The 23,625-nt window shown below is 60.1% G+C and carries 24 protein-coding genes and 1 pseudogene; 16 read left to right on the top strand and 9 right to left on the bottom strand.

Features of this window, described 5'->3' with window-relative positions; genetic code table 11:
• Window positions 1-49 precede the first annotated feature (49 nt).
• Window positions 50-1,618: a phospholipase D family protein gene (locus tag ACF6ZU_RS11950; RefSeq protein ID WP_392892630.1), complete on the top strand. Its 1,569-nt coding sequence runs from the start codon at window positions 50-52 to the stop codon at window positions 1,616-1,618.
• 109 nt (window positions 1,619-1,727) lie between these two features.
• Here ACF6ZU_RS11950 and ACF6ZU_RS11955 read toward each other — a convergent pair whose 3' ends face one another.
• Window positions 1,728-2,873, bottom strand: coding sequence for an MFS transporter (locus ACF6ZU_RS11955; RefSeq protein ID WP_392892632.1), 1,146 nt, complete (start codon window positions 2,871-2,873; stop codon window positions 1,728-1,730).
• Between the two features lie 176 nt (window positions 2,874-3,049).
• Complete coding sequence (locus ACF6ZU_RS11960; protein WP_392892634.1) at window positions 3,050-4,543, bottom strand: aldehyde dehydrogenase; 1,494 nt, start codon at window positions 4,541-4,543, stop codon at window positions 3,050-3,052.
• Window positions 4,544-4,791: 248 nt separating this feature from the next.
• On the opposite strand from ACF6ZU_RS11960, the gene ACF6ZU_RS11965 reads away from it, so the two are divergent.
• Both ACF6ZU_RS11965 and ACF6ZU_RS11970 read left to right on the top strand, forming a co-directional pair.
• Window positions 4,792-5,154 (top strand): cupin domain-containing protein, encoded by a 363-nt coding sequence (locus ACF6ZU_RS11965; RefSeq protein ID WP_392892636.1) that lies wholly within the window; start codon window positions 4,792-4,794, stop codon window positions 5,152-5,154.
• A 180-nt stretch (window positions 5,155-5,334) separates the two neighbouring features.
• A complete protein-coding gene (locus tag ACF6ZU_RS11970) occupies window positions 5,335-5,607 on the top strand; it encodes a peptidase inhibitor (protein WP_392892638.1) in 273 nt (90 codons plus the stop codon).
• 71 nt (window positions 5,608-5,678) lie between these two features.
• Here ACF6ZU_RS11970 and rpmG read toward each other — a convergent pair whose 3' ends face one another.
• Together rpmG and rpmB are read right to left on the bottom strand one after the other, a co-directional pair.
• Window positions 5,679-5,834, bottom strand: coding sequence for a 50S ribosomal protein L33 (gene rpmG, locus ACF6ZU_RS11975; protein ID WP_007894709.1), 156 nt, complete (start codon window positions 5,832-5,834; stop codon window positions 5,679-5,681).
• An 11-nt stretch (window positions 5,835-5,845) separates the two neighbouring features.
• Complete coding sequence (rpmB, locus tag ACF6ZU_RS11980; RefSeq protein ID WP_007894701.1) at window positions 5,846-6,079, bottom strand: 50S ribosomal protein L28; 234 nt, start codon at window positions 6,077-6,079, stop codon at window positions 5,846-5,848.
• Between the two features lie 443 nt (window positions 6,080-6,522).
• Between rpmB and ACF6ZU_RS11985 the strand changes: the two genes are divergently transcribed.
• Window positions 6,523-8,109, top strand: coding sequence for an ABC transporter substrate-binding protein (locus ACF6ZU_RS11985; RefSeq protein ID WP_392892642.1), 1,587 nt, complete (start codon window positions 6,523-6,525; stop codon window positions 8,107-8,109).
• Between the two features lie 138 nt (window positions 8,110-8,247).
• On the opposite strand, the gene radC is transcribed toward ACF6ZU_RS11985, so the two are convergent.
• Window positions 8,248-8,922 carry a DNA repair protein RadC gene (radC, locus tag ACF6ZU_RS11990; RefSeq protein ID WP_392892644.1) on the bottom strand — a complete coding sequence of 225 codons (675 nt, stop codon included), beginning with the start codon at window positions 8,920-8,922 and terminating at the stop codon, window positions 8,248-8,250.
• A 136-nt stretch (window positions 8,923-9,058) separates the two neighbouring features.
• Between radC and coaBC the strand changes: the two genes are divergently transcribed.
• From coaBC to argB, 4 genes and pseudogenes are all read left to right on the top strand, one after another.
• Entirely contained in the window at window positions 9,059-10,267 is a 1,209-nt protein-coding gene (gene coaBC, locus ACF6ZU_RS11995; protein WP_392893787.1) for a bifunctional phosphopantothenoylcysteine decarboxylase/phosphopantothenate--cysteine ligase CoaBC, read from the top strand.
• 5 nt (window positions 10,268-10,272) lie between these two features.
• Window positions 10,273-10,728, top strand: coding sequence for a dUTP diphosphatase (dut, locus tag ACF6ZU_RS12000; protein WP_010465200.1), 456 nt, complete (start codon window positions 10,273-10,275; stop codon window positions 10,726-10,728).
• Window positions 10,729-11,053: 325 nt separating this feature from the next.
• Window positions 11,054-12,457: pseudogene (locus tag ACF6ZU_RS12005) on the top strand (phosphomannomutase/phosphoglucomutase); the annotation flags it as partial.
• Between the two features lie 17 nt (window positions 12,458-12,474).
• Window positions 12,475-13,380 (top strand): acetylglutamate kinase, encoded by a 906-nt coding sequence (gene argB / locus ACF6ZU_RS12010; RefSeq protein WP_008030582.1) that lies wholly within the window; start codon window positions 12,475-12,477, stop codon window positions 13,378-13,380.
• A gap of 127 nt (window positions 13,381-13,507) precedes the next feature.
• On the opposite strand, the gene ACF6ZU_RS12015 is transcribed toward argB, so the two are convergent.
• Window positions 13,508-14,371: a LysR family transcriptional regulator gene (locus ACF6ZU_RS12015; RefSeq protein WP_392892646.1), complete on the bottom strand. Its 864-nt coding sequence runs from the start codon at window positions 14,369-14,371 to the stop codon at window positions 13,508-13,510.
• Window positions 14,372-14,483: 112 nt separating this feature from the next.
• Between ACF6ZU_RS12015 and ACF6ZU_RS12020 the strand changes: the two genes are divergently transcribed.
• On the top strand, window positions 14,484-15,092 hold the full coding sequence (locus tag ACF6ZU_RS12020; protein WP_392892648.1) for a LysE family translocator: 609 nt from the start codon (window positions 14,484-14,486) through the stop codon (window positions 15,090-15,092).
• A 125-nt stretch (window positions 15,093-15,217) separates the two neighbouring features.
• Here ACF6ZU_RS12020 and pyrE read toward each other — a convergent pair whose 3' ends face one another.
• Window positions 15,218-15,862 carry an orotate phosphoribosyltransferase gene (gene pyrE / locus ACF6ZU_RS12025; protein ID WP_253433763.1) on the bottom strand — a complete coding sequence of 215 codons (645 nt, stop codon included), beginning with the start codon at window positions 15,860-15,862 and terminating at the stop codon, window positions 15,218-15,220.
• Window positions 15,863-15,944: 82 nt separating this feature from the next.
• Here pyrE and ACF6ZU_RS12030 point away from each other — a divergent pair, with 82 nt between their 5' ends.
• Window positions 15,945-16,724 (top strand): exodeoxyribonuclease III, encoded by a 780-nt coding sequence (locus ACF6ZU_RS12030; RefSeq protein ID WP_392892651.1) that lies wholly within the window; start codon window positions 15,945-15,947, stop codon window positions 16,722-16,724.
• 116 nt (window positions 16,725-16,840) lie between these two features.
• Here ACF6ZU_RS12030 and ACF6ZU_RS12035 read toward each other — a convergent pair whose 3' ends face one another.
• Together ACF6ZU_RS12035 and rph are read right to left on the bottom strand one after the other, a co-directional pair.
• A complete protein-coding gene (locus tag ACF6ZU_RS12035) occupies window positions 16,841-17,209 on the bottom strand; it encodes a DUF4870 domain-containing protein (protein WP_008038052.1) in 369 nt (122 codons plus the stop codon).
• Window positions 17,210-17,238: 29 nt separating this feature from the next.
• Window positions 17,239-17,961, bottom strand: a complete 723-nt coding sequence (gene rph, locus ACF6ZU_RS12040) for a ribonuclease PH (RefSeq protein ID WP_392892653.1) — start codon at window positions 17,959-17,961, stop codon at window positions 17,239-17,241.
• Window positions 17,962-18,242: 281 nt separating this feature from the next.
• Between rph and ACF6ZU_RS12045 the strand changes: the two genes are divergently transcribed.
• The 6 genes from ACF6ZU_RS12045 (at window position 18,243) to ACF6ZU_RS12070 (ending at window position 23,537) form a co-directional block, all read left to right on the top strand.
• Window positions 18,243-19,106, top strand: coding sequence for a YicC/YloC family endoribonuclease (locus ACF6ZU_RS12045; protein ID WP_392892654.1), 864 nt, complete (start codon window positions 18,243-18,245; stop codon window positions 19,104-19,106).
• Between the two features lie 12 nt (window positions 19,107-19,118).
• Window positions 19,119-19,739, top strand: a complete 621-nt coding sequence (gene gmk, locus ACF6ZU_RS12050; RefSeq protein ID WP_392892656.1) for a guanylate kinase — start codon at window positions 19,119-19,121, stop codon at window positions 19,737-19,739.
• Between the two features lie 167 nt (window positions 19,740-19,906).
• On the top strand, window positions 19,907-20,170 hold the full coding sequence (rpoZ, locus tag ACF6ZU_RS12055; protein ID WP_003177259.1) for a DNA-directed RNA polymerase subunit omega: 264 nt from the start codon (window positions 19,907-19,909) through the stop codon (window positions 20,168-20,170).
• Between the two features lie 57 nt (window positions 20,171-20,227).
• Complete coding sequence (gene spoT, locus ACF6ZU_RS12060; protein WP_392892659.1) at window positions 20,228-22,333, top strand: bifunctional GTP diphosphokinase/guanosine-3',5'-bis pyrophosphate 3'-pyrophosphohydrolase; 2,106 nt, start codon at window positions 20,228-20,230, stop codon at window positions 22,331-22,333.
• Window positions 22,334-22,358: 25 nt separating this feature from the next.
• Window positions 22,359-22,739, top strand: a complete 381-nt coding sequence (locus ACF6ZU_RS12065) for a RidA family protein (RefSeq protein ID WP_003229509.1) — start codon at window positions 22,359-22,361, stop codon at window positions 22,737-22,739.
• Between the two features lie 57 nt (window positions 22,740-22,796).
• The gene (locus tag ACF6ZU_RS12070; protein ID WP_392892661.1) at window positions 22,797-23,537 is read left to right on the top strand and encodes a hypothetical protein; all 741 of its coding nucleotides are present in this window, start codon (window positions 22,797-22,799) and stop codon (window positions 23,535-23,537) included.
• Window positions 23,538-23,625 lie beyond the last annotated feature (88 nt).

Here is a 23,625-nt window from a genome sequence, read left to right on the forward strand (position 1 = left end):
AATCCAGCGTCCATATGCTCACACCTGCCGCCAATCGGAACGATCCTACGTGAGAGTCAGACAGCCCCTGCTTGCTCTTCTGCTACTCGCCTCGCTCCTGGGCGGTTGCGCCAGCCTTGATGTTCAACGCGAACCGAGCCAGGCGCTGCCCGCCAGCGACTCGGCATTCGGTCGCTCAATCCAGGCTCAGGCCGCACCCCACGAAGGCAAGTCCGGTTTTCGACTGCTGGCCAATAGCAGCGAAGCCTTCATGGCCCGTGCCGAGCTGATCCGCAACGCGCAAAGCAGCCTCGACTTGCAGTACTACATCGTCCACGACGGGATCAGCACGCGGATGCTGGTGGACGAATTGCTCAAGGCCGCCGACCGTGGCGTACGGGTGAGGATCCTGCTCGATGACACCACCAGCGATGGCCTCGACTGGATCATCGCCACACTAGCGGCGCATCCACAGATCCAGATCCGTCTGTTCAACCCGCTGCACCTGGGCCGCAGCACCGGCGTGACGCGGAGCATGGGCCGGCTGTTCAACCTGTCGCTGCAACACCGGCGCATGCACAACAAGCTGTGGCTGGCGGACAACAGCGCCGCTATCGTCGGCGGTCGCAACCTGGGGGACGAGTATTTCGACGCCGAGCCCAACCTGAATTTCACCGACATCGACATGCTCGGCGTCGGGCCGGTCGCGGAGCAACTGGGCCACAGTTTCGACCAATATTGGAACAGTGCGCTGAGCAAGCCGATCGATGAGTTCCTGTCGAGCCGACCGACGCAAAAGGACCTGCAGAACACCCGAACGCGCCTGGAAGAATCGCTGGAAGAAACGCGTAAACAGAATCACGCGCTGTATCAGCAATTGATGACCTACACCACACAACCGCGCATGGACATCTGGCGCCGGGAACTGATCTGGGCCTGGAACCAGGCGTTGTGGGACGCACCGAGCAAGGTCTTGTCGGACGGCGAGCCCGACCCGCAATTGCTGCTGACCACGCAGTTGGCGCCCCAGCTCAACGGGGTCAGCAAAGAGTTGATCATGATCTCGGCCTACTTTGTGCCGGGCCAGCCAGGGCTGGTGTACCTCACCGGCCGCGCGGATGCCGGGGTTTCCGTCACCCTGCTGACCAACTCACTGGAGGCCACCGACGTGCCGGCGGTGCACGGCGGTTACGCGCCCTATCGACGGGCGTTGCTGGAACATGGCGTGAAGCTGTATGAACTGCGCCGCCAACCCGGCGAAGGCGGCGGCAGCGGGCCGCATATTTTCTACAGCAAGTCCTTTCGCGGTTCCGATTCGAGCCTGCACAGCAAGGCGATGATCTTCGACCAGCAAAAATCCTTCATCGGTTCCTTCAACTTCGACCCGCGCTCAGTGCTGTGGAACACCGAGGTGGGCGTGCTGGTGGACAGCCCCGAACTTGCCGCGCATGTGCGCAAAGCGGCCATGGAAGGTATGACGCCGCCCCTGAGTTATCAGGTGAAGCTGGAAGGCGACCGGATCGTCTGGGTGACCGAGGACGACGGCAAGATGCACACGTTGACCCGAGAACCGGGAAGCTGGTGGCGGCGGTTCAATGCATGGATGAGCACAGCGGTCGGCCTGGAGAAAATGCTCTAACCCACAACAAAGAAACCCTGTAGGAGCGAGCCTGCTCGCGATGGCGTGTCAGTCAAACCTGTGTGGCTGACGCACCATCGCGAGCAGGCTCGCTCCTACAGTTTGGTTTTTAGGCAGGCTCGGCGACGGTGCCGAACGCACCCTGGCGCGACAGCAAAATCACTAGCCCGAACGCCCCCGCCGCCATGAACAACGGCAACGCATGACCACTGATCCACTGGCTGCCAGCGCCCGCCGCCAAAGGCCCGACCAGGCAACCAATGCCCCACAACTGCGCAATATGCGCATTGGCCCGCACCAGCGCGTCATCACGATAACGCTCGCCGATCAGGATCAGTGACAAGGTGAACAGCCCACCGGCACTGGCGCCGAACAACACCCACAACGGCCAGATCAACAAGGTGTCGATCAGCATCGGAATCGCCAGGCTCGACAACATCAGCACCACCGCGCACCCCGCAAACAACGTGCGTCGCGACAGGTAATCCGCCAGCGCGCCGATCGGCAATTGCAGCAAGGCATCGCCGACGACCACGGTGCTGACCATCGCCAGGGCGATGTCCGTGGTGAAGCCCTGACGCAGGCAATAGACCGGCAGCAAGGTCAGGATCATCGCCTCGAACGCCGCGAACAGCGCCACGCCCCAGGCAATCGCCGGCAGGCCTCGGCAAAAGGCCCACAGATCGCTGAACGTCACGCTGCAGGCTTCGCTGGTCGGCGCACCGCTGCGGCCAAGCAACAGGAACGGCGCGGCCGTGAGCAGACCGACCCCAACCCAGAACCCGTAATCGTGTTCGGTGCCCAGAACGCCCAGCAGCAATGGCCCGGCCAGCTGACTCAGCGCATAGCTGCTGCCATACAGCGCCACCAACCGGCCGCGCCACTGCTCGACCACCAGTTGATTGATCCAGCTTTCACCGAGGATGAAGACGAGGGTCAGGATCACCCCGATCATCAGGCGCAACACCAGCCACACCGGATAACTCGGCAGCAGCGCCAGCACACCGATGGACACCGCCCCAGCCCAAAGGCACAGGCGCATCAGATTGGCCGTGCCGAGCCGTGCCGCCAGATGACTGGAAATCTTTGCCCCCAGCAGCACGCCAATCGCTGGCATCGCAGCCATTACGCCGATGGCGAACGAACCGTAACCCCAACCCTCCAGGCGAAAGGACACCAGCGGCATGCTGACACCCAAGGCCAGGCCGACACTCAAGACAGACGCCAACACGGCGAAATAAGTCGCCCAACGCATGTTCCACGCTCCTGTGGATATTTTTTGTGTGACACAAAACACTGTGGGAGCGAGCCTGCTCGCGATGACGTAGCAACATTCAACATTTCGTCGACTGTTACACCGCTATCGCGAGCAGGCTCGCTCCCACAGGGGATCTGCGTTGAGCCCCGGAAACCACCGGGGCTCACATCAAATTACAACTTGATCCAGGTCGCCTTCAGCTCGGTGTACTTGTCGAACGCGTGCAGCGACTTGTCACGACCGTTGCCCGACTGCTTGAAGCCACCAAACGGAGCGGTCATGTCGCCGCCGTCGTATTGGTTGACCCACACGCTACCGGCGCGCAGTGCGCGGGCGGTCAGGTGTGCCTTCGAGATGTCCTTGGTCCACACTGCAGCTGCGAGGCCGTACGGCGTGTCGTTGGCAATCGCGATGGCTTCTTCGGCGGTATCGAACGCGATGACCGACAGTACCGGGCCAAAGATTTCTTCCTGGGCGATTTTCATCGCGTTGCTGACGCCGTCGAAAATCGTCGGTTCAACGTAAGTGCCGCCGGTTTCCTGCAACGTGCGCTTTCCTCCAGCAACAAGCTTGGCGCCGTCGCTGTGGCCGGACTCGATGTAGGACAGCACGGTGTTCATCTGCTGGGTGTCCACCAGCGCGCCGACGTTGGTCGCCGGGTCCAGCGGGTTGCCCGGCTTCCAGCTTTTCAGGGCCTCGATTACCAGCGGCAGGAATTGGTCCTTGATCGAACGCTCGACCAGCAGACGCGAACCGGCGGTGCAGACTTCGCCCTGGTTGAAGGCGATGGCGCCCGCTGCCGCTTCGGCGGCTTCCTGCAGGTTCGGCGCATCGGCAAACACGATGTTCGGGCTTTTGCCGCCGGCTTCGAGCCACACGCGCTTCATGTTCGATTCGCCCGAGTAGATCAGCAGTTGCTTGGCGATCTTGGTCGAACCGGTGAACACCAGGGTGTCGACATCGTTATGCAGGGCCAGGGCCTTGCCGACGGTGTGACCGTAACCCGGCAGCACGTTCAGCACGCCTTTCGGGATGCCGGCTTCAACGGCCAGCGCAGCGATGCGGATGGCGGTCAGTGGCGATTTTTCGGACGGCTTGAGGATCACCGAGTTACCGGTGGACAGCGCCGGGCCTAGTTTCCAGCAGGCCATCATCAACGGGAAGTTCCACGGCACGATCGCGCCGACAACGCCGACCGGTTCGCGAGTGACCAGACCCAACTGATCGTGCGGGGTCGCAGCGACTTCGTCGTAGATCTTGTCGATGGCTTCACCGCTCCAGCTCAGGGCTTGCGCCGCGCCGGGAACGTCGATGTACAGGGAGTCGCTGATCGGCTTGCCCATGTCCAGGGTTTCAAGCAGGGCCAGCTCTTCGGCGTGCTGTTTCAACAGGCCGGCGAAACGGATCATGGTGGCTTTGCGTTTGGTCGGCGCCAGGCGCGACCACACGCCGGAATTGAACGTGGCGCGAGCGTTTTCAACGGCACGTTGTGCGTCGGCGGCGTCACAGCTGGCAATCTTGCCCAGCAGACGGCCATCGACCGGGCTGATGCACTCGAAGGTCTCACTGGAGACGGCATCGGTGTATTCGCCGTTGATGTAGGCGCGGCCTTCGATCTTCAGATCGCGAGCCCGTTGTTCCCAATCGGCACGAGTCAGGGTGGTCATTCGAGTGTCCTCCTCTTATTGAATACGAGCGCCCCGCGTTCTTCGCGGACGTCCCCAGGAATTCTGCCCGGCCAGCCTGCAATTCGGCCGAAGGCAACCGCCACCCTAAACCAGTGGCCGGGGTTGTTTCAATATATTTGACATAAGGTCGGCAAACGGCCTTGCGGTGTTCATTTTAATAAACATAGACTTTGGGCTTTCCAACACCTTTCAAGCCACTCGCGCCGCAATCACGGGGGATAACAACAATGAGCATCCAGAACGTCGTCGACTTCAGCCACGCCACTACCGAGCCCGAACGCTACAGGCCGGATCAGGCCAAAATCCTCAAGGGAGACCCCGAGCAAGTGGTTTACAACCACTACAACAGTCCTTGCGGTCAGTTGAATGCCGGGGTTTGGGAAGGCGCAGTCGGTCAGTGGCATGTGAACTTCACCGAGCATGAGTACTGCGAAATCGTTCAGGGTGTTTCCGTACTGCGCGACAACGACGGCAACAGCAAAACCGTGCGTGCAGGCGATCGCTTCGTTATACCGGCCGGTTTCAGAGGCACTTGGGAAGTGCTGGAGCCGTGCCGCAAGATTTATGTGGCGTTCGAACAGAAGGCCTGACGCGATTCCTCAAACGATAAAAAAGGCCCGTCTCTCGCGATTCGGGCCTTTTTCGTGGAACGGCCTTTTAAAGCCGAACGACATACATAGTTACCGCACGCAGTCGCTGGCCATGGCGGATGCTGGTCCGAGCCTCGAAAGAGACCCTCGACCCCTTCATTCACAAGGAAGCGAATTAACATGAAAAAGTTTTTCCCCCGTGGCCTGCTGACAGGCCTCACCCTTGCAGCCACCCTGACGACGGCGCATGGCGACGAATCATCGCAGCAATGCAATGCGCAGTGGACAGCGGACTTCATCGGCCAATATCTGACACGGGCAATCAAGGAGCAGGCGCGCGTGGAGGCGCGTGCGGCGAAGGTCGTGGTCAATTTGCTTAATCAGGAGTTTGAGCCCAACCGCCTGCGGATTGTAACTGAAGGCTATAAGATTATTAGAATCTACTGCGGCTGACCCAAAGGCATCGCCAAAAAAAAGGCCCGTATCTCGCGATACGGGCCTTTTTCGTAAGAGGGAAAAATCAATTACTTGATTTTGCCTTCTTTGTAGATCACGTGCTTGCGAACAACCGGATCAAATTTCTTGATCTCGATTTTGTCCGGAGTAGTGCGCTTGTTCTTGTCGGTAGTGTAGAAGTGACCAGTACCGGCGCTCGAAATCAAACGAATCAATTCACGCATGATTAGCTCCCTTAGATCTTGCCGGCTTTGCGGATTTCGGCCAGAACGACAGTGATGCCGCGCTTGTCGATGATACGCATGCCTTTGGCAGATACGCGCAGACGCACGAAACGTTTCTCTTCTTCAACCCAGAAGCGATGATGCTGCAGGTTCGGCAGGAAACGACGACGGGTTTTGTTGTTTGCGTGGGAAATGTTATTCCCAGTCACCGGACCCTTACCGGTAACTTGACATACTCTCGACATGCCTCAGCCCTCTAAAACCACATGCCCAACCCGGCATGGGTTGGCCGCTTAATCTCTCAGTTGGCGCCGAGGCGCCGCGTTTCTTTAGGGGTCTTACCGGCTACACCTACAGTGAAGGAACCGGGCCCCTAGAAAAGAGCGCTGCTTTATACCAGAAAGACTGGAGAGCAACAACATTCGTTGTGAACAGACCTGATAAAAACCCCGGTTTTCTGGCTCCGAGCGCCTTGGATAAAGGCTATCGCCGACCAAGACCGCTCGTCGCAGAGAACGAGCCGATCCGCCAATTCAGGATTTCGCTCGGGCACTGCATACCAAAAACGATCGCACATAGTCCCCTTAAAATGAAAAAGGGGATAGTCATTTGCAAAAGAGCCCACTAGGGTAGGCCTTTTCCAGACTGCACTTGCAGATGGGCCTTCGATCTGTAAAGGAATCCGACCATGCGCCTCGCTGCCCTACCGCTGTTGCTCGCCCCGCTACTCCTGAGCCCGCTGGCCCACGCCGCCGCCCTGAGCGTCTGCACCGAGGCCAGCCCGGAAGGGTTCGACGTGGTGCAATACAACTCGCTGACCACCACCAATGCCTCGGCCGACGTGCTGATGAACCGACTGGTGGACTTCGACACGGCCAGTGGCAAAGTGGTCGCCGGCCTCGCAGACAGCTGGGAAGTGAGCCCGGACGGCTTGACCTACGTGTTCAAGCTGCACCCGCAGGTGAAATTCCACCGCACCGAATACTTCAGCCCGACACGCGAACTGACCGCCGAAGACGTGAAATTCAGCTTTGACCGCATGCTCGACCCGGCACACCCGTGGCACAAAGTGGCGCAAAGCGGCTTCCCGCACGCGCAATCGATGCAGCTGCCCGCACTGATCAAGAAGATCGACGCGCTGGACCCGCTGACCGTGCGCTTCACCCTCGATCATCCGGATTCGACCTTCCTGCCGACCCTGAGCATGGGCTTCGCCTCGATCTACTCCGCCGAATACGCCGACCAGCTGCTGAAGGCCGGCACCCCGGAGAAGCTCAACAGCCAGCCTATCGGCAGCGGACCGTTCGTGTTCACGCGCTTCCAGAAGGACGCCACGATTCGCTACAAGGCCAACCCGGATTACTTCCGTGGCAAGCCTTCGGTGGACCCGCTGATCTTCGCCATCACCCCGGACGCCAACGTGCGGTTGCAGAAACTGCGTCGCAACGAGTGCCAGATCGCCCTCTCTCCGAAACCGCTGGACGTACAGGCCGCGCTGAAAGAGCCGACCCTGAAAGTGGAAAAAACCGACGCGTTCATGACCGCGTTCGTCGCCATCAACAGCCAGCATCCGCCACTGGACAAGCCTGAAGTGCGTCAGGCGATCAACCTCGCCTTCGACAAGACCAACTACATCAAAGCCGTGTTTGAAGACACCGCCGAGGCCGCCAACGGTCCGTATCCGCCGAATACCTGGAGCTACGCTAAAGGCTTGCCCGGCTACGCGCATGACGTGACAAAGGCCAAGGCATTGATGGCCAAGGCCGGTCTGAAGGACGGTTTCCAGACAACCATCTGGACCCGTCCGTCGGGCAGCCTGCTGAATCCCAACCCAAGCCTCGGCGCGCAGATGCTGCAGTCGGACCTGGCGGAAATCGGCATTCAGGCCGAAATCCGCGTGATCGAATGGGGCGAAGTGATCCGCCGTGCCAAGGCCGGCGAACATGACTTGCTGTTCATGGGCTGGGCCGGTGACAACGGCGACCCGGACAACTTCCTGACGCCGCAGTTTTCCTGCGCAGCGGTCAAATCCGGCACCAACTTCGCCCGTTACTGCAACCAGGACCTGGACAAGCTGATCAGCGCCGGCAAGACCACCTCAGAGCAAGGCGTGCGCACCAAGCTGTATGAACAGGCCCAGGCGCAGATCCAGCAGCAGGCGCTGTGGGTGCCGCTGGCGCACCCGACGGCTTTTGCAATGATGCGCAAGGAAGTCGAGGGTTACGCAGTGAGCCCCTTCGGTCGCCAGGACTACTCCAAGGTCAACCTCAAATAACAGCCTCTCGCAAAACCTTGTAGGAGCGAGCTTGCTCGCGAAAAACGGACAGACAACGCGGGCAGCCAGGCACCCCGTGTCATCGTTGACGTTCTTCGCGAGCAAGCTCGCTCCTACAGGGAGTTTCGCAACCCTCGCCTACATCCACCCGTACTCGGCCATCGACAGCGGATCGCCGTCGCCGATGATGAAATGGTCGAGTATCCGCACATCGATCAAGTCCAGCGCCTCTTGCAGACGCTTGGTCAGCTTTCGGTCGGCCTGACTGGGGTCGGGATTGCCTGACGGGTGATTGTGGCAAAGGATCACAGCTGCGGCGTTGTGAGCCAACGCGCGCTTGACCACCTGACGCGGATAAACACTCGTGCAGTCGATAGAACCGCGAAACAGCGATTCAAACGCCAGCACTCGGTGTTTCGAATCGAGAAACAGACAACCAAACACCTCATGAGGCTCATGTCGCAGCATCGACTTGAGGTAATCCCGCACCATCAGCGGATTCTCCAGCACGGAGCTGTGACGCAAGCGCTCAGCCAGATGCCGACGGGCCATTTCCAACACTGCCTGCAACTGCGCAAACTTGGCCGGTCCGAGCCCCAACTGCCCGCTGAAGGCTTTCAAATCCGCTTCAAGCAAGGCGCGCAGACTGCCAAATTGACTCAACAAATGTCGCGCCAGATCCACCGCGCTCTTCCCGGACACGCCGGTGCGTAAAAATATCGCCAGCAGCTCTGCGTCCGAAAGGCTCGCCGAACCCAACTCAAGCAATCTCTCCCGCGGCCGCTCGGCTGCCGGCCAATCCCGAATACTCATAGCACCTCCCTGGTCTGTGGGCGCCGCTGTTCCGTAGCGGTCGCTGTGATATCGTAGCCCATCTTTTTTGCGAGCGATTTCACTCCTGGGGAGGGGGTATCGCCACGCAGTCATCAACGAAATGAAAGGCAGACCTATGCAGCGGCTGTATCGGAAACGCATCGTTCTGGGCGTCGGCGGCGGCATTGCTGCCTACAAGAGCGCCGATCTGGTTCGCCGCCTGATCGACCAGGGCGCCGAAGTGCGCGTGGTCATGACCCGTGGCGGCGCCGAGTTCATTACTCCGCTGACCATGCAGGCCTTGTCCGGGCACCCGGTTCACCTGGACCTGCTGGACCCCGCGGCCGAAGCGGCGATGGGCCACATCGAACTCGCCAAGTGGGCCGACATGGTGCTGATCGCTCCGGCGACCGCGGACCTGATCGCACGTCTGGCCCAAGGCATCGCCGACGACCTGCTGACCACGCTGGTGCTGGCCACCGACGCCGTGGTCGCCGTTGCCCCGGCGATGAACCAGGCCATGTGGCGCGACCCGGCGACCCAGGCCAACCTGCAAACCCTTGAAAATCGCGGCATCAAGGCCTTCGGTCCGGCTTCCGGCAGCCAGGCCTGCGGAGACGTCGGCCTCGGCCGCATGCTCGAAGCCGTCGAACTCGCCCAGTGCGCCGCAGACTGCTTCAAGCGCCAGGCGCTGACCGGCAAACACGTGCTGATCACCGCCGGCCCGACCCAGGAAAACATCGACCCGGTGCGCTACATCACCAACCACAGTTCCGGGAAAATGGGCTTTGCCCTGGCCGAAGCGGCAGTGGAAGCCGGTGCCCGCGTGACCCTGATCACCGGCCCGGTGCACCTGCCGACCCCCGATCGCGTCACCCGCATCGACGTGGTCAGCGCCCGCGACATGCTCGCCGCCTGTGAAGCCGCGATCCCTTGCGACCTGTTCATCGCCTCGGCAGCGGTTGCGGACTACCGTCCGGAAGTCGTCGCCCCACAGAAACTCAAGAAAGACCCTACAAACGGCGACGGCTTGCTACTACAAATGGTGCGCAACCCGGACATCCTGGCCACCATCGCCACCCGTCCCGACCGTCCGTTCAGTGTCGGTTTCGCCGCTGAAACCGAACACCTGCTCGACTACGCTGCGCGCAAGCTGAAAGACAAGAACCTCGATTTGATCGTCGCCAACGACGTCGCCAACCCGAGCATTGGCTTCAACAGCGAAGAAAACGCCTGCAGCGTGATCGACCGTGAGCTTCACGCCACACTTTTCGCCCAGACCAGCAAGAGCAAGATTGCTCGCCAGCTGATCACTTTTATCGCCGAACGTCTGAACCAGGTTTAATTTACATGCACGCTTTGCAAGCCAAGATCCTCGACCCACGCATCGGTACCGAATTCCCGCTGCCGCAATACGCCACCCCGGGCTCCGCCGGCCTCGACCTGCGCGCCATGCTGGAAAAAGACACCGTGATCAAGCCGGGCGAAACCCTGCTGATCCCGACCGGCCTGTCTGTCTACATCGGCGATCCAGGCCTGGCAGCGTTGATTCTGCCTCGCTCCGGCCTGGGCCATAAGCACGGCATCGTGCTGGGCAACCTGGTCGGCCTGATCGACTCCGATTACCAGGGTCCTCTGATGGTTTCCTGCTGGAACCGCGGTCAGACCGATTTCAACATGGTGGTGGGCGAACGCCTGGCCCAGCTGGTTCTGGTGCCGGTGGTTCAAGCGCACTTCGAGATGGTCGAAGAGTTCGTTGAAACCGAGCGCGGCGCGGGTGGTTTCGGGCATTCCGGCAGCCATTGATCCCGGCTGTCTCACCCAGACATTCCACTGTGGGAGCGAGCCCGCTCGCGATGACGGTTGCACATCCAACACGAGTGTTGCCTGGCGGTCCGCTATCGCGAGCAGGCTCGCTCCCACAGGTTTTGCGTTGAAAATTGCACAGCCGTCATCTGCAAGGTTTAACACTGGAAATCAAGGCATTGGCCGGCCAAATGCTCCATGAAGCCGGTGTCATGGCCTTTTCGCACCACGAACTCTCTGCGGAAAACGCCGTCATACCCTTCAGTTTGAGCCCGCCGACGAGTTCTTCGCGGACAGGTCCAGCCACTTTCGAGATGGAGCATTCCCACAGATGAGCACCCCCGCCCAAGTCGCACCGAAGTTTCCCGACAGCATTTTCCGCGCCTACGACATTCGCGGCACCGTCCCGGAATTCCTCAACGCCGAGACCGCTTACTGGCTCGGTCGCGCCATCGGTGCGCAGAGCCTGGCTCAGGGCGAACCGAACGTGTCCGTGGGTCGCGACGGCCGCCTGTCCGGTCCGGAACTGGTCGAGCAACTGATCAAAGGCCTGGCCGAGGCCGGTTGCCACGTCAGTGACGTCGGACTGGTGCCAACGCCGGCGTTGTACTACGCCGCCAACGTACTGGCCGGCAAATCAGGCGTGATGCTGACTGGTAGCCACAACCCGTCGAACTACAACGGCTTCAAGATCGTCATCGCCGGCGACACCTTGGCCAACGAACAGATCCAGGCCCTGCACGATCGCCTCAAGACCAATAACCTGAGCAGCGGCAAGGGCAGCATCACCCAGGTTGAGATCCTCGATCGCTACAACACCGAAATCGTCCAGGACATCAAACTGGCCCGTCGCCTCAAAGTCGTGGTCGACTGCGGCAACGGCGCGGCTGGCGTGATCGCCCCGCAACTGATCGAAGCGCTGAACTGCGAAGTCATCCCACTGTTCTGCGAAGTGGATGGCAACTTCCCGAACCATCACCCCGACCCGGGCAAGCCTGAAAACCTGGTCGACCTGATCGCCAAGGTCAAGGAAACCAACGCCGACATCGGCCTGGCTTTCGATGGCGACGGCGACCGCGTTGGCGTAGTGACCAACACCGGCAGCATCGTCTACCCGGACCGCCTGCTGATGCTGTTCGCCCGCGACGTCGTGGCGCGCAATCCGGACGCGGAAATCATCTTCGACGTCAAATGCACCCGCCGCCTGACGCCGCTGATCAAGGAATACGGCGGTCGTCCGCTCATGTGGAAGACCGGTCATTCGTTGATCAAAAAGAAAATGAAACAAACCGGCGCCCTGTTGGCCGGCGAAATGAGCGGGCATATTTTCTTCAAAGAGCGCTGGTTCGGTTTCGACGACGGCATTTACAGCGCCGCACGGCTGCTGGAGATCCTCAGCAAGGAAAAATCCACCGCGGAAGAGCTGTTCGCCACCTTCCCGAACGATATTTCTACGCCGGAAATCAATATCCATGTGACCGAAGAGAGCAAATTCAGCATCATTGATGCATTGCACGACGCGAAGTGGGGCGAAGGCGCTGACCTGACCACCATCGACGGCGTGCGAGTCGACTACGCCAAAGGCTGGGGCCTGGTGCGCGCATCCAACACCACACCGGTGCTGGTGCTGCGTTTCGAGGCCGATGACGAGGCTGAATTGCAACGCATCAAGGACGTTTTCAAAGTCCAGTTGAAGCGTGTTGCACCTGATCTCCAACTACCGTTCTGATTCACCCGGAGCCCTGAATGACCCTCGAACGCGAAGCCGCCGCCAACACCGCCAAGGTCCTGTCCGAAGCGCTGCCTTACATCCGCCGCTATGTCGGCAAGACGCTGGTGATCAAATACGGCGGCAACGCGATGGAAAGCGAGGAGCTGAAAACCGGCTTCGCCCGCGACATCGTGCTGATGAAGGCCGTCGGCATCAACCCGGTGGTGGTTCACGGCGGCGGCCCGCAAATCGGCGATCTGCTCAAGCGACTGTCGATCGAGAGCCACTTTGTCGATGGCATGCGCGTCACCGACGCGGCGACCATGGACGTGGTGGAAATGGTCCTCGGTGGCCAGGTCAATAAAGACATCGTCAACCTGATCAACCGTCATGGCGGCAGCGCCATCGGCCTGACCGGTAAAGATGCCGAGCTGATTCGCGCGAAGAAGCTGACCGTCACCCGTCAGACGCCGGAGATGACCCAGCCGGAAATCATCGACATCGGTCACGTCGGCGAAGTGGTCGGCATCAACACCGACCTGCTGAACCTGCTGGTCAAAGGCGACTTCATCCCGGTGATCGCGCCAATCGGCGTCGGTGCCAACGGCGAGTCGTACAACATCAACGCCGACCTGGTGGCCGGCAAGGTGGCCGAAGCGCTGAAAGCCGAGAAGCTGATGCTGCTGACCAACATCGCCGGGTTGATGGACAAGTCGGGCCAGGTTCTGACCGGCCTGAGCACTCAGCAGGTCGACGACCTGATTGCCGACGGCACGATCTACGGCGGCATGCTGCCGAAGATCCGTTGTGCGCTGGAAGCGGTTCAGGGCGGCGTGGGCAGCTCGCTGATCATCGACGGTCGCGTGCCGAACGCGATTTTGCTGGAAATCTTCACGGATACCGGCGTGGGCACCTTGATCAGCAATCGCAAGCGTCACTGACTTCATAACCTAAAAAAGACCGCAGTCTTCAACGATTCCTACGGCAATTCGGGCTCTTGCGCGAAACGTCCGTAGGACTTGATGAAACCTGCGGTCTTTTTTTTCGCGAAGGAAAGGCCCGACAAACCTACGCCTGAAGTCTTAGCGCACTGATGATGAAAGCATGAAGGCTATTGACCGCTTTAGACCCGCGAGAGGCTCGGCTACGTAGAATCGACACTTCCATAGGTTCAATGCCACCCAAGCCGTGCTCGCTGCTCAAGACCTGAAGCGACGCCTGCACCGTGCACTGAGTGATGGCGGCAATAGCGAGCCCGCCCTCGACGGCGGCCACTTGGCCAGCAAGGCTGGAGCTGTTGTATACCAACTTGAATTCACGCCCCTGTTGGGTCAATGAGTTCACTGCATAGCGCCGCGCCAGGCTTTCACTTTCATAGACCGCGATAGGCAGCGGATCTCGTCTCCACAGTTCGAACTGCGGTGAACCCACCCAGACCATGGGCTCCTTGAAAAGAAATGTGCCGCATTGAGGCGAGTCCCTGGACACCAGCGCAAGGTCAAGATCACCGTTTCGCACCCGCGGAATAAGCGCGGTCGACTGCTCACAGGTCAGCTCTATCTCCACGCCCGCGTAGCGCGGCGAAAAACGCTTCAGAACCGGCGTGAGGTATTTCGCCGCGTAGTCCTCCGCGACGCCGAGGCGGATTCGTCCGGTTAACTCTTCGCCGTGAAAAGCCGCCTGGGTCTCAGCGTGCAGTGCGAGCATGCGACGGGCATAGCTCAGCAGTGTCTGGCCGTCAGCGGTCAGTTGCAGGTGCCGCGGGCCACGACTCAACAACTGCCGTCCAAGCGCGGCCTCCAGTTTCTTCATCTGCATGCTGACGGCGGACTGCGACCTGTTTACCTCATGGGCTGCGCCCGATAGCGACCCGGCATCCACCACTGCCACGAAACACTTGAGCCAATCGATCTGCAAATCACTGGCAGGCATTGCCGTTACCTCTATTCGTTAATCGAATGGCTACCACGTGAATTATGCGCTTTCCATGATAGCGGCTCACCCGCAAGCTGCCGGCCTGAATCAACATCTACTGGATCGGAACATGCCATTCGAGACCTGGTTGCTCTACCTGTTCACCTGCTGTGGCATAGCGGTAGTACCCGGGCCCAATGCGTTATTGGTGCTGACCCATGGCGCTATCCACGGGAACCGAAAAACACTGTTCACTATCAGCGGTGGCGTGCTCGGCTTTGCGGTCGTGCTTTCGCTTTGCGCATTGGGATTGGGCGCACTGATCCAGGCGTCGGCCACCTGGTTCACAGCCTTGAAGGTGGTTGGCGGGCTCTATCTGATCTGGTTGGGCTTCGGGCTATGGCGGGCCGCGCCCGTCAGCCTGGAGACGACCGGTACCAAAACCTTGCGAAGCTGGTCACTGTTCCGCCAAGGGCTGGTATCGGCCATTTCCAACCCCAAGGCACTGCTGTTATTCACGGCGTTTATCCCGCCATTCCTTGACCCCCATAGAAGCATCATCGCGCAGACGGCCGCCATCGCACTGACTTACGCCGTCGTCGAGTTCGTCGTTGAGTATCTGGTGGCCAGCGCTGCGCACCGGGTCAGGCCTTGGTTGGCTCGAACGGGGCGCCGATTCAACAAGGTCTGCGGTGGTTTTTTTGTGCTCTTCGGGTTGGCACTGCCCATCCATACCTGAGGCACGGCTAACAAAAAGGCCCCTCCAGATGATCTGGAGGGGCCTTTTTGTGCGGCACATCGGCGATGGCGTCCGGCCTGATACACCGCGTTGCCAGGATCGCCAGCAAGCCGGCTCCTACTGGGTCAGACGCCGAATTGGGCGCGGTAGGCTTCCACGGCTGGCAGGTGTTGCTTGAGCTGTGGATCGTCGGCCAGGAATTCCAGCACCTGGTTCAGCGAAACAATGCTGATCACCGGAATGCCGAAATCACGCTCAACTTCCTGGATCGCCGACAATTCACCATTGCCACGCTCCTGACGGTTGAGGGCGATCAGCACGCCTGCCGCCTTGGCGCCGTCCTGGGAAGCAATGATCTGCATTACTTCACGGATCGCGGTGCCGGCAGTGATTACGTCGTCAATGATCAGCACATCGCCGGTCAATGGCGCGCCAACCAGGCTGCCTCCTTCGCCGTGGGCCTTGGCTTCTTTGCGGTTGAAGCACCACGGCAAATCACGCTCATGATGCTCAGCCAGCGCGACCGCCGTGGTCGCCGCCAAAGGGATGCCTTTGTAGGCCGGGCCGAACAGCACGTCGAACGGAATGCCGCTCTCGACGATGGCTGCTGCGTAGAAGCGACCCAGCTGCGCCAAGGCCGAACCCGAGTTGAACAGGCCGGCATTGAAGAAGTAAGGACTGGTGCGCCCGGACTTCAGGGTGAACTCACCGAAGCGCAAAACGCCGCGATCGATGGCAAAACGAATGAAATCGCGCTGATACGCTTGCATGAAAAAAACCCCAAATACCACGGATTTAGCTAATTAGGTTGACGCCGTGTATCATACACGCACGCGATTTTTGGGGCCATTTATGCGGATCATCAGTGTGAACGTCAATGGTATTCAGGCTGCAGTGGAGCGAGGTTTGCTCAGTTGGCTGCAAGCACAGAATGCCGACGTCATCTGCCTGCAGGACACCCGCGCCTCCGCCTTTGAACTGGACGATCCAGCTTTCCAACTGGATGGCTACTTCCTTTATGCCTGCGAAGCCGAAGTTCCCGCCCAGGGTGGCGTGGCTTTGTACTCGCGGTTGCAACCGAAGGCAGTCATCAGTGGTCTCGGGTTCGAGACAGCCGACCGCTACGGGCGCTACCTGCAAGCCGATTTCGACAAGGTCAGCATCGCGACCTTGCTGCTCCCTTCGGGGCAGAACGGCGATGAAGACTTGAACCAGAAGTTCAAGCTAATGGACGACTTCGCCCGTTATCTGGATAAACAGCGGCGTAAACGTCGCGAGTACATTTATTGTGGCTCGCTGTACGTGGCGCAACAGAAGCTGGATATCAAGAACTGGCGCGACAGCCAGCAATCCCCGGGCTTCCTGGCACCTGAGCGCGCCTGGATGGACGAGATTGTCGGCACTATGGGTTATGTCGATGCCCTGCGCGAAGTCAGCCGTGAAGGCGATCAGTACAGCTGGTGGCCGGATAACGAACAGGCCGAGATGCTCAACCTGGGCTGGCGCTTCGATTACCAGATCCTGACTCCGGGCCTGCGTCGCTTCGTACGCAGCGCACGCCTGCCACGTCAGCCAAGGTTTTCGCAGCATGCGCCGCTGATCGTGGACTACGACTGGACGCTGACCATCTAAGCGTCGTTACACAGACACAAAAAAGCCGACAGCAGTGTCGGCTTTTTTGTGGGCGCTGATTTTGCTTTCTGTAGGAGCTGGCAAGCCAGCTCCTACACCGAAAACTGTGTTGATCGTTATTTGATCAACCGCCAGGTAAACGGATACCGATACGGCACCCCTTCATTGGCCTTCACGCCAGCAATGATCGTCAATACCAACGCACCTATCGCCAGCAATCCGAACAGGAAGAACCCGATGATCAACACCATCAGCAGGAAGCAGATGGCAGAAGCAATCGCGACGGTGATCTGAAAGTTCAGCGCCTCCTTGCCCTGCGCATCGACGAACGGGTCCATCTCACGCTTCATCTGCCAGAGAATCAACGGGCCGATCAGCGTGCCGAACGGAATCCAGATCCCCAACAAGGCGGACAGGTGACAAAACATTGCCCATTGCCGAACTTCTTTGCTCGGGACGGGAAGCAGCTCTTGCTCGTCACTCATATTGTCCTCCTTGTCTGGAATGGTTCCGGTCAGTCAGCCAGTGCGGCCTTTTGCAGTTCGAAGATCTCGGTCATGCCTTTCTTCGCCAGCTCAAGCATAGCGGTCAACTCTTCAGGCTGGAACGGCGCGCCTTCGGCAGTGCCCTGAACTTCGATGAAGCCGCCAGTGCTGGTCATCACCACGTTCAGGTCAGTCTCGGCAGCCGAGTCTTCCAGGTAGTCGAGGTCGAGCACAGGCTCGCCCTGGTACATACCTACCGACACAGCGGCGATCATTTGCTTGAGTGGGTCGCCGCCTTTCAGGCCGCCGCGCTTCTTGATCACTTTCAACGCATCGACCAGCGCGACCATGGCGCCGGTGATGGACGCAGTGCGGGTACCGCCGTCAGCCTGGATCACGTCGCAGTCGACGTACAGGGTAACGTCGCCCAGCTTGGACATGTCCAGCGCGGCGCGCAGCGAACGACCGATCAGGCGCTGGATTTCCAGGGTGCGACCGCCTTGTTTGCCACGGCTCGCTTCACGCTGGTTACGCTCGCCGGTGGCGCGCGGCAGCATGCCGTATTCAGCGGTCAACCAGCCCTGGCCCTGGCCCTTGAGGAAACGCGGCACGCCATTTTCGACGCTGACGGTGCAGATGACTTTGGTATCACCGAACTCGACCAGTACGGATCCCTCGGCGTGTTTGGTGTAGTTGCGGGTAATGCGGATCGAGCGGAGCTGATCGGCAGCGCGACCACTTGGACGTTTCATAGGGAATACCTGTACGGGGGACGGAAAACTGCCGAGCATTATAGAGCCGCGCGCCGAGCCTGGGCACTTCTAAAAAATCCGCCCGACGATCGAAGGCTCTGGCTTGAGCTTAGAACAGCGCTTTACCGACGGCCTGCAGCCCTTTGTCACACCGTGTGTTTGGGCGCATCCGCGCCGTTGCGCTACAATCCTGCGCCTTTGCTGCCTGTCGGCTTTAATTCACAGATAGCGGGTCCGCGAAACCTCTGGTAACGCATGGACCTGCATTGCGAGGTACCTCCATGGTGCACAGCATGACCGCCTTCGCCCGCGTCGAAAAAGCCGGCGTCCAGGGCACCCTGAGCTGGGAATTGCGCTCGGTCAACAGCCGCTACCTGGAACCGCACCTGCGCCTGCCCGAGTCGTTTCGCGACCTCGAAGGCGCGGTCCGTGAAGCCCTGCGCCAAGGCATCTCCCGGGGAAAGCTCGAATGCACCTTGCGCTTCACCGAAGAAAACACTGACAAACCCCTGCAAGTGGATCGCGAGCGCGCCGCGCAATTGGTCGCTGCCGCCGAGACCATCGCCAGCCTGATCAAGAACCCGGCAGCGCTGAACCCGCTGGAAGTGCTGGCCTGGCCCGGCGTTCTGGTCGGCGACGCCACCGACCCGCAAGCCTTGAACGCTGAAGCGCTGGCCCTGTTCAACGAAGGCCTGAAAGAACTCAAGGCCGGCCGCGAGCGCGAAGGCGCGGAGCTGGCACGGTTGATCAACGACCGCCTGACCTCCATTGAAGAAGACGTGGTGACCCTGCGCGAACTGGTCCCGCAGATGCTCGCCACCCAGCGCCAGAAAGTCCTCGACCGCTTCGCCGACATGAAAGCCGAGATGGACCCGCAGCGCCTGGAACAGGAAATGGTCATGCTCGCTCAGAAGAGCGACGTCGCCGAAGAACTGGATCGCCTGAGCACTCACATCATCGAAGTTCGCCGGGTGCTCAAGTCCGGCGGCGCTGCCGGCCGGCGCCTCGACTTCCTGATGCAGGAACTCAACCGCGAAGCCAATACACTGGGCTCCAAAGCCTTCGACCCGCGCAGCACCCAGGCGGCGGTCAACCTCAAGGTGTTGATCGAGCAGATGCGCGAACAAGTGCAGAATATTGAGTAAGGCAAACCCGACATGACCCACAGCACCGGCACCCTGTACATCATTTCCGCCCCTTCGGGCGCGGGCAAGAGCAGCCTGGTCAAGGCTTTGACCGACGCTGACCAGGAGATCCGCGTTTCGGTCTCCCACACCACCCGCGCCATGCGCCCCGGTGAAGTGGACGGCGTGAACTATCACTTCGTCGAGCGCAGCGAGTTCGTGAAGATGATCGAGCACGGTGATTTCCTGGAGCGAGCCGAAGTGTTCGGCAACCTCTACGGCACCTCGCAAAGCCATCTGCAGCAGACGCTGGATGAAGGTCACGACCTGATTCTGGAAATCGACTGGCAGGGCGCCGAGCAAGTACGCAAATTGATGCCGCAGGCTCGCTCGATCTTCATTCTGCCGCCGTCTTTGCAAGCCTTGCATCAGCGCCTGACCAACCGTGGCCAGGACAGCGACGAGATCATCGATGGCCGGATGCGTGAAGCCGTCAGCGAGATGAGCCACTACGTCGACTACGACTACCTGATCATCAACGACAATTTCGCCCACGCCCTGCACGATTTGCAGGCGATTTTCCGCGCCAATCAGCTGCATCAGAAGCGTCAGCAGCAGCGCAACGGCAAACTTTTGGCTGAATTGCTCGGCTAAACAGCTCTTCCCAAAACCGCTGCAAGGGCTTTACATTGGCACTTGCAGCGCGTTGAAGGGCTTGGTCAAAAAATCAGCGCTTCCCTAATCGCTGGTGATTTTTTAAACTGTTGAGTCCGCTCGCCCAACCGGGCAGCGCGCATATTGCATTCGCTCCGAGGAATACCATGGCCCGCGTAACCGTTGAAGACTGCCTAGAACACGTGGAAAACCGCTTTGAGCTGGTCATGCTCTCTACCAAGCGTGCCCGTCAACTGGCCACCGGCGGCAAAGAGCCCCTGGTTCAGTGGGAAAACGACAAGCCTACCGTTGTAGCCCTGCGTGAAATCGCCGAAGGCCTGATGAGCTACGAGTTCATCGCCAACGCTGAAATCGTCGAAGACGAACCGCTGTTCGCAGCGTTCGAGGACGAGTCCAACGAGGCCGTCTAAGCCTATGCCTGGTCGACGTAGCACGGCGCGGGGTCACAGCGAACGGCAGGAGTCATCATGCCGAGCATAGACGCCCTCGCCGATCGCTTATCGGCCTACCTCGGCAAGGACCAGGTCAATCTGGTCCGCCGAGCGTACTTCTACGCCGAACAAGCCCACGACGGCCAACGCCGCCGTAGCGGTGAGGCGTACGTCACGCATCCTCTTGCCGTGGCAAACATTCTTGCCGACATGCACATGGACCATCAGAGCTTGATGGCTGCAATGCTGCATGACGTGATCGAAGACACCGGTATTGCCAAGGAAGCGCTGCAAGCGCAGTTCGGCGAAACCGTGGCCGAACTGGTCGATGGCGTCAGCAAGCTGACCCAGATGAACTTCGAGACCAAGGCCGAAGCACAAGCCGAAAACTTCCAGAAAATGGCCATGGCCATGGCGCGCGACATTCGCGTGATCCTGGTCAAGCTCGCCGACCGCCTGCACAACATGCGCACGCTGGAAGTCCTGTCCGGCGAAAAGCGCCGGCGGATCGCCAAGGAAACCCTGGAAATCTATGCGCCCATCGCCAATCGGCTGGGCATGCACGCCATCCGCATAGAATTCGAAGACCTCGGCTTCAAGGCCATGCACCCGATGCGTTCCGCGCGGATCAACCAGGCCGTCAAACGCGCCCGGGGCAACCGCAAGGAAATCGTCAACAAGATCGAAGAATCCCTCGGCCACTGCCTGGCCATCGACGGGATTCAGGGCGAAGTCAGCGGTCGCCAGAAACACCTCTACGGCATCTACAAGAAAATGCGCGGCAAACGTCGGGCCTTCAACGAGATCATGGACGTCTACGCGTTCCGGATCATCGTCGACAAGGTCGACACCTGCTACCGCGTGCTAGGCGCTGTTCATAATTTGTACAAACCGTTGCCGGGGCGCTTCAAGGATTACATCGCGATCCCCAAGGCCAACGGCTATCAGTCGCTGCACACCACGTTGTTCGGCATGCACGGCGTACCGATCGAGATCCAGATCCGCACCCGTGAAATGGAAGAGATGGCCAACAACGGCATCGCCGCCCATTGGCTGTACAAATCCAGTGGCGAAGAGCAGCCGAAAGGCACTCACGCCCGCGCCCGCCAGTGGGTCAAGGGCGTGCTGGAAATGCAGCAACGCGCCGGCAACTCGCTGGAATTCATCGAAAGCGTGAAGATCGACCTGTTCCCGGACGAGGTCTACGTGTTCACGCCCAAAGGCCGGATCATGGAGCTGCCCAAAGGCTCCACTGCGGTCGACTTCGCGTATGCGGTGCACACCGATGTTGGCAACAGCTGCATTGCCTGCCGGATCAATCGCCGACTCGCGCCGCTGTCCGAGCCGCTGCAAAGCGGCTCCACGGTCGAGATCGTCAGCGCCCCTGGCGCGCGGCCGAATCCGGCCTGGCTCAACTTCGTGGTCACCGGCAAGGCGCGAACGCACATCCGCCATGCGCTGAAACTGCAACGCCGCTCGGAATCCATCAGCCTCGGCGAACGCCTGCTGAACAAAGTCCTCAACGGTTTCGACAGCGCCCTGGACAAAATTCCGGCCGAGCGCGTCAAGGCCATGCTCACCGAATACCGTCTCGAACTGATCGAAGACCTGCTCGAAGACATCGGTCTGGGCAATCGCATGGCTTACGTGGTCGCCCGTCGCCTGCTGGGCGAAGGCGAGCAACTGCCGAGTGCGGAAGGCCCGCTGGCGATTCGCGGCACCGAAGGCCTGGTCCTCAGCTACGCCAAGTGCTGCACGCCGATTCCGGGCGACCCGATTGTCGGTCACCTGTCGGCGGGCAAAGGCATGGTCGTGCACCTGGACAACTGCCGCAACATCAGCGAAATCCGCCACAACCCGGAAAAATGCATCCAGCTCTCGTGGGCCAAGGATGTCACCGGCGAATTCAACGTCGAGCTGCGCGTGGAGCTGGAACACCAGCGCGGCCTGATCGCGCTGCTGGCCAGCAGCGTCAACGCGGCCGACGGCAATATCGAGAAAATCAGCATGGACGAACGCGATGGTCGCATCAGCGTGGTCCAACTGGTGGTCAGCGTGCACGACCGCGTGCATCTGGCCCGAGTGATCAAGAAACTGCGCGCATTGACCGGGGTGATCCGCATCACCCGCATGCGCGCCTAAGCCCACCTATTACAAGGAGTCATTCATGACCAAGACTGTTATCACCAGCGATAAAGCCCCGGCCGCCATCGGCACTTACTCCCAGGCGATCAAGGCTGGCAACACCGTTTACATGTCGGGCCAGATTCCTCTGGACCCAAAAACCATGGAACTGGTTGAAGGCTTCGAAGCCCAGACCGTCCAGGTGTTCGAGAACCTCAAGGCCGTAGCCGAAGCGGCAGGCGGTTCGTTCAAGGACATCGTCAAACTGAACATCTTCCTCACCGACCTGAGCCACTTCGCCAAGGTCAACGAGATCATGGGCAAGTACTTTGACCAGCCATACCCTGCCCGCGCCGCCATCGGCGTTGCCGCCCTGCCGAAGGGTTCGCAGGTAGAAATGGATGCCATTCTGGTCATCGAGTAATGCGTCCGGCGCAGCCTTGCGAGGTTGCGCCGACTTTGTTTCTGAAAGGATTTCACCATGCGCCAAGCGCTAGCCCTCTCGCTGGTCGCCCTGTTCCTGGGCGGATGTGCCAGCAACCCTGCCGACCGTGACATCAGCGGCACCTGGATCAACCAGGTGGCGATCGACGCTGCGTCCAAAGGCGGCCCACTGCGTGAAGCACTCCAGGCCTATGGCCCGAACCTGGAATGGGACATCAACACCAAGGCCGGCCAAGCCCGCTACACCAATGGTTTCGAAAACGTCGATGGCAAGTTGCTGGGCGAAGAGTCCGGCGCCTGGAAAATCGACTTTTATGGCAGCTCCGGCAGTGAGCTGAAGCGCGACGGCAAGCAACTGAGCCAGGCTGCAACCGAAAACGAATCGGCACAAGTGTTCGACCGCGCACTGATCCCGGTGCCGGATGGCGCACCGATTGGCGCCAGCTTCGAACGCGCGCTGTACTCGGCCTACATGGGTGGTAGCTGGACAGTCGTCAGCGGCCCCGGTGAAGGCAGCACCGTGCAATTTCAGGCTGACGGTCAAGTGACCGGCTTGCCGGGTGCGGATCGCTATGCGCTGTGCCTGGCTGGCGACTGCGCTTCGATGAGCGGCGGCAACGACAACATGTGGTTGCAACAGAACGGCCAGGGCAACACCTGGATCTTTGCGCGCAAGGGCAAGGAGCTGGAGATTCTGCAGGCGGTGAACACCGCGCAGGCAGACGAAATGCCGCAGTTCACGCCGGGTGATCGCAAGTGGTTGCTGGAAAAGCAGTAACCCGAAAGCCCCACGCAAAACAACTGTAGGAGCCAGCTTGCTGGCGATGAGGCCGTAACATCCAACATCATAGTTGACTGATGCGGCC

Origin of the sequence: Pseudomonas migulae, assembly GCF_043225285.1 — a bacterium.
Classification (GTDB): domain Bacteria; phylum Pseudomonadota; class Gammaproteobacteria; order Pseudomonadales; family Pseudomonadaceae; genus Aquipseudomonas; species Aquipseudomonas migulae_C.

Bases quoted from the DNA above. Each gene is read 5' to 3' on its own strand.
- rpmB (WP_007894701.1), bottom strand. From the start codon at position 6,079: ATGTCGAGAGTATGTCAAGTTACCGGTAAGGGTCCGGTGACTGGGAAT.
- rpmG (WP_007894709.1), bottom strand. From the start codon at position 5,834: ATGCGTGAATTGATTCGTTTGATTTCGAGCGCCGGTACTGGTCACTTC.
- ACF6ZU_RS12020 (WP_392892648.1), top strand. From the start codon at position 14,484: ATGCCATTCGAGACCTGGTTGCTCTACCTGTTCACCTGCTGTGGCATA.
- ACF6ZU_RS12035 (WP_008038052.1), bottom strand. From the start codon at position 17,209: ATGAGTGACGAGCAAGAGCTGCTTCCCGTCCCGAGCAAAGAAGTTCGG.
- pyrE (WP_253433763.1), bottom strand. From the start codon at position 15,862: ATGCAAGCGTATCAGCGCGATTTCATTCGTTTTGCCATCGATCGCGGC.
- ACF6ZU_RS12065 (WP_003229509.1), top strand. From the start codon at position 22,359: ATGACCAAGACTGTTATCACCAGCGATAAAGCCCCGGCCGCCATCGGC.
- ACF6ZU_RS12070 (WP_392892661.1), top strand. From the start codon at position 22,797: ATGCGCCAAGCGCTAGCCCTCTCGCTGGTCGCCCTGTTCCTGGGCGGA.
- coaBC (WP_392893787.1), top strand. From the start codon at position 9,059: ATGCAGCGGCTGTATCGGAAACGCATCGTTCTGGGCGTCGGCGGCGGC.
- radC (WP_392892644.1), bottom strand. From the start codon at position 8,922: ATGAGTATTCGGGATTGGCCGGCAGCCGAGCGGCCGCGGGAGAGATTG.
- dut (WP_010465200.1), top strand. From the start codon at position 10,273: ATGCACGCTTTGCAAGCCAAGATCCTCGACCCACGCATCGGTACCGAA.
- ACF6ZU_RS11960 (WP_392892634.1), bottom strand. From the start codon at position 4,543: ATGACCACCCTGACTCGTGCCGATTGGGAACAACGGGCTCGCGATCTG.
- ACF6ZU_RS12030 (WP_392892651.1), top strand. From the start codon at position 15,945: ATGCGGATCATCAGTGTGAACGTCAATGGTATTCAGGCTGCAGTGGAG.
- rph (WP_392892653.1), bottom strand. From the start codon at position 17,961: ATGAAACGTCCAAGTGGTCGCGCTGCCGATCAGCTCCGCTCGATCCGC.
- ACF6ZU_RS11955 (WP_392892632.1), bottom strand. From the start codon at position 2,873: ATGCGTTGGGCGACTTATTTCGCCGTGTTGGCGTCTGTCTTGAGTGTC.
- ACF6ZU_RS12015 (WP_392892646.1), bottom strand. From the start codon at position 14,371: ATGCCTGCCAGTGATTTGCAGATCGATTGGCTCAAGTGTTTCGTGGCA.
- spoT (WP_392892659.1), top strand. From the start codon at position 20,228: ATGCCGAGCATAGACGCCCTCGCCGATCGCTTATCGGCCTACCTCGGC.
- ACF6ZU_RS11965 (WP_392892636.1), top strand. From the start codon at position 4,792: ATGAGCATCCAGAACGTCGTCGACTTCAGCCACGCCACTACCGAGCCC.
- rpoZ (WP_003177259.1), top strand. From the start codon at position 19,907: ATGGCCCGCGTAACCGTTGAAGACTGCCTAGAACACGTGGAAAACCGC.
- gmk (WP_392892656.1), top strand. From the start codon at position 19,119: ATGACCCACAGCACCGGCACCCTGTACATCATTTCCGCCCCTTCGGGC.
- argB (WP_008030582.1), top strand. From the start codon at position 12,475: ATGACCCTCGAACGCGAAGCCGCCGCCAACACCGCCAAGGTCCTGTCC.
- ACF6ZU_RS12045 (WP_392892654.1), top strand. From the start codon at position 18,243: ATGGTGCACAGCATGACCGCCTTCGCCCGCGTCGAAAAAGCCGGCGTC.
- ACF6ZU_RS11970 (WP_392892638.1), top strand. From the start codon at position 5,335: ATGAAAAAGTTTTTCCCCCGTGGCCTGCTGACAGGCCTCACCCTTGCA.
- ACF6ZU_RS11985 (WP_392892642.1), top strand. From the start codon at position 6,523: ATGCGCCTCGCTGCCCTACCGCTGTTGCTCGCCCCGCTACTCCTGAGC.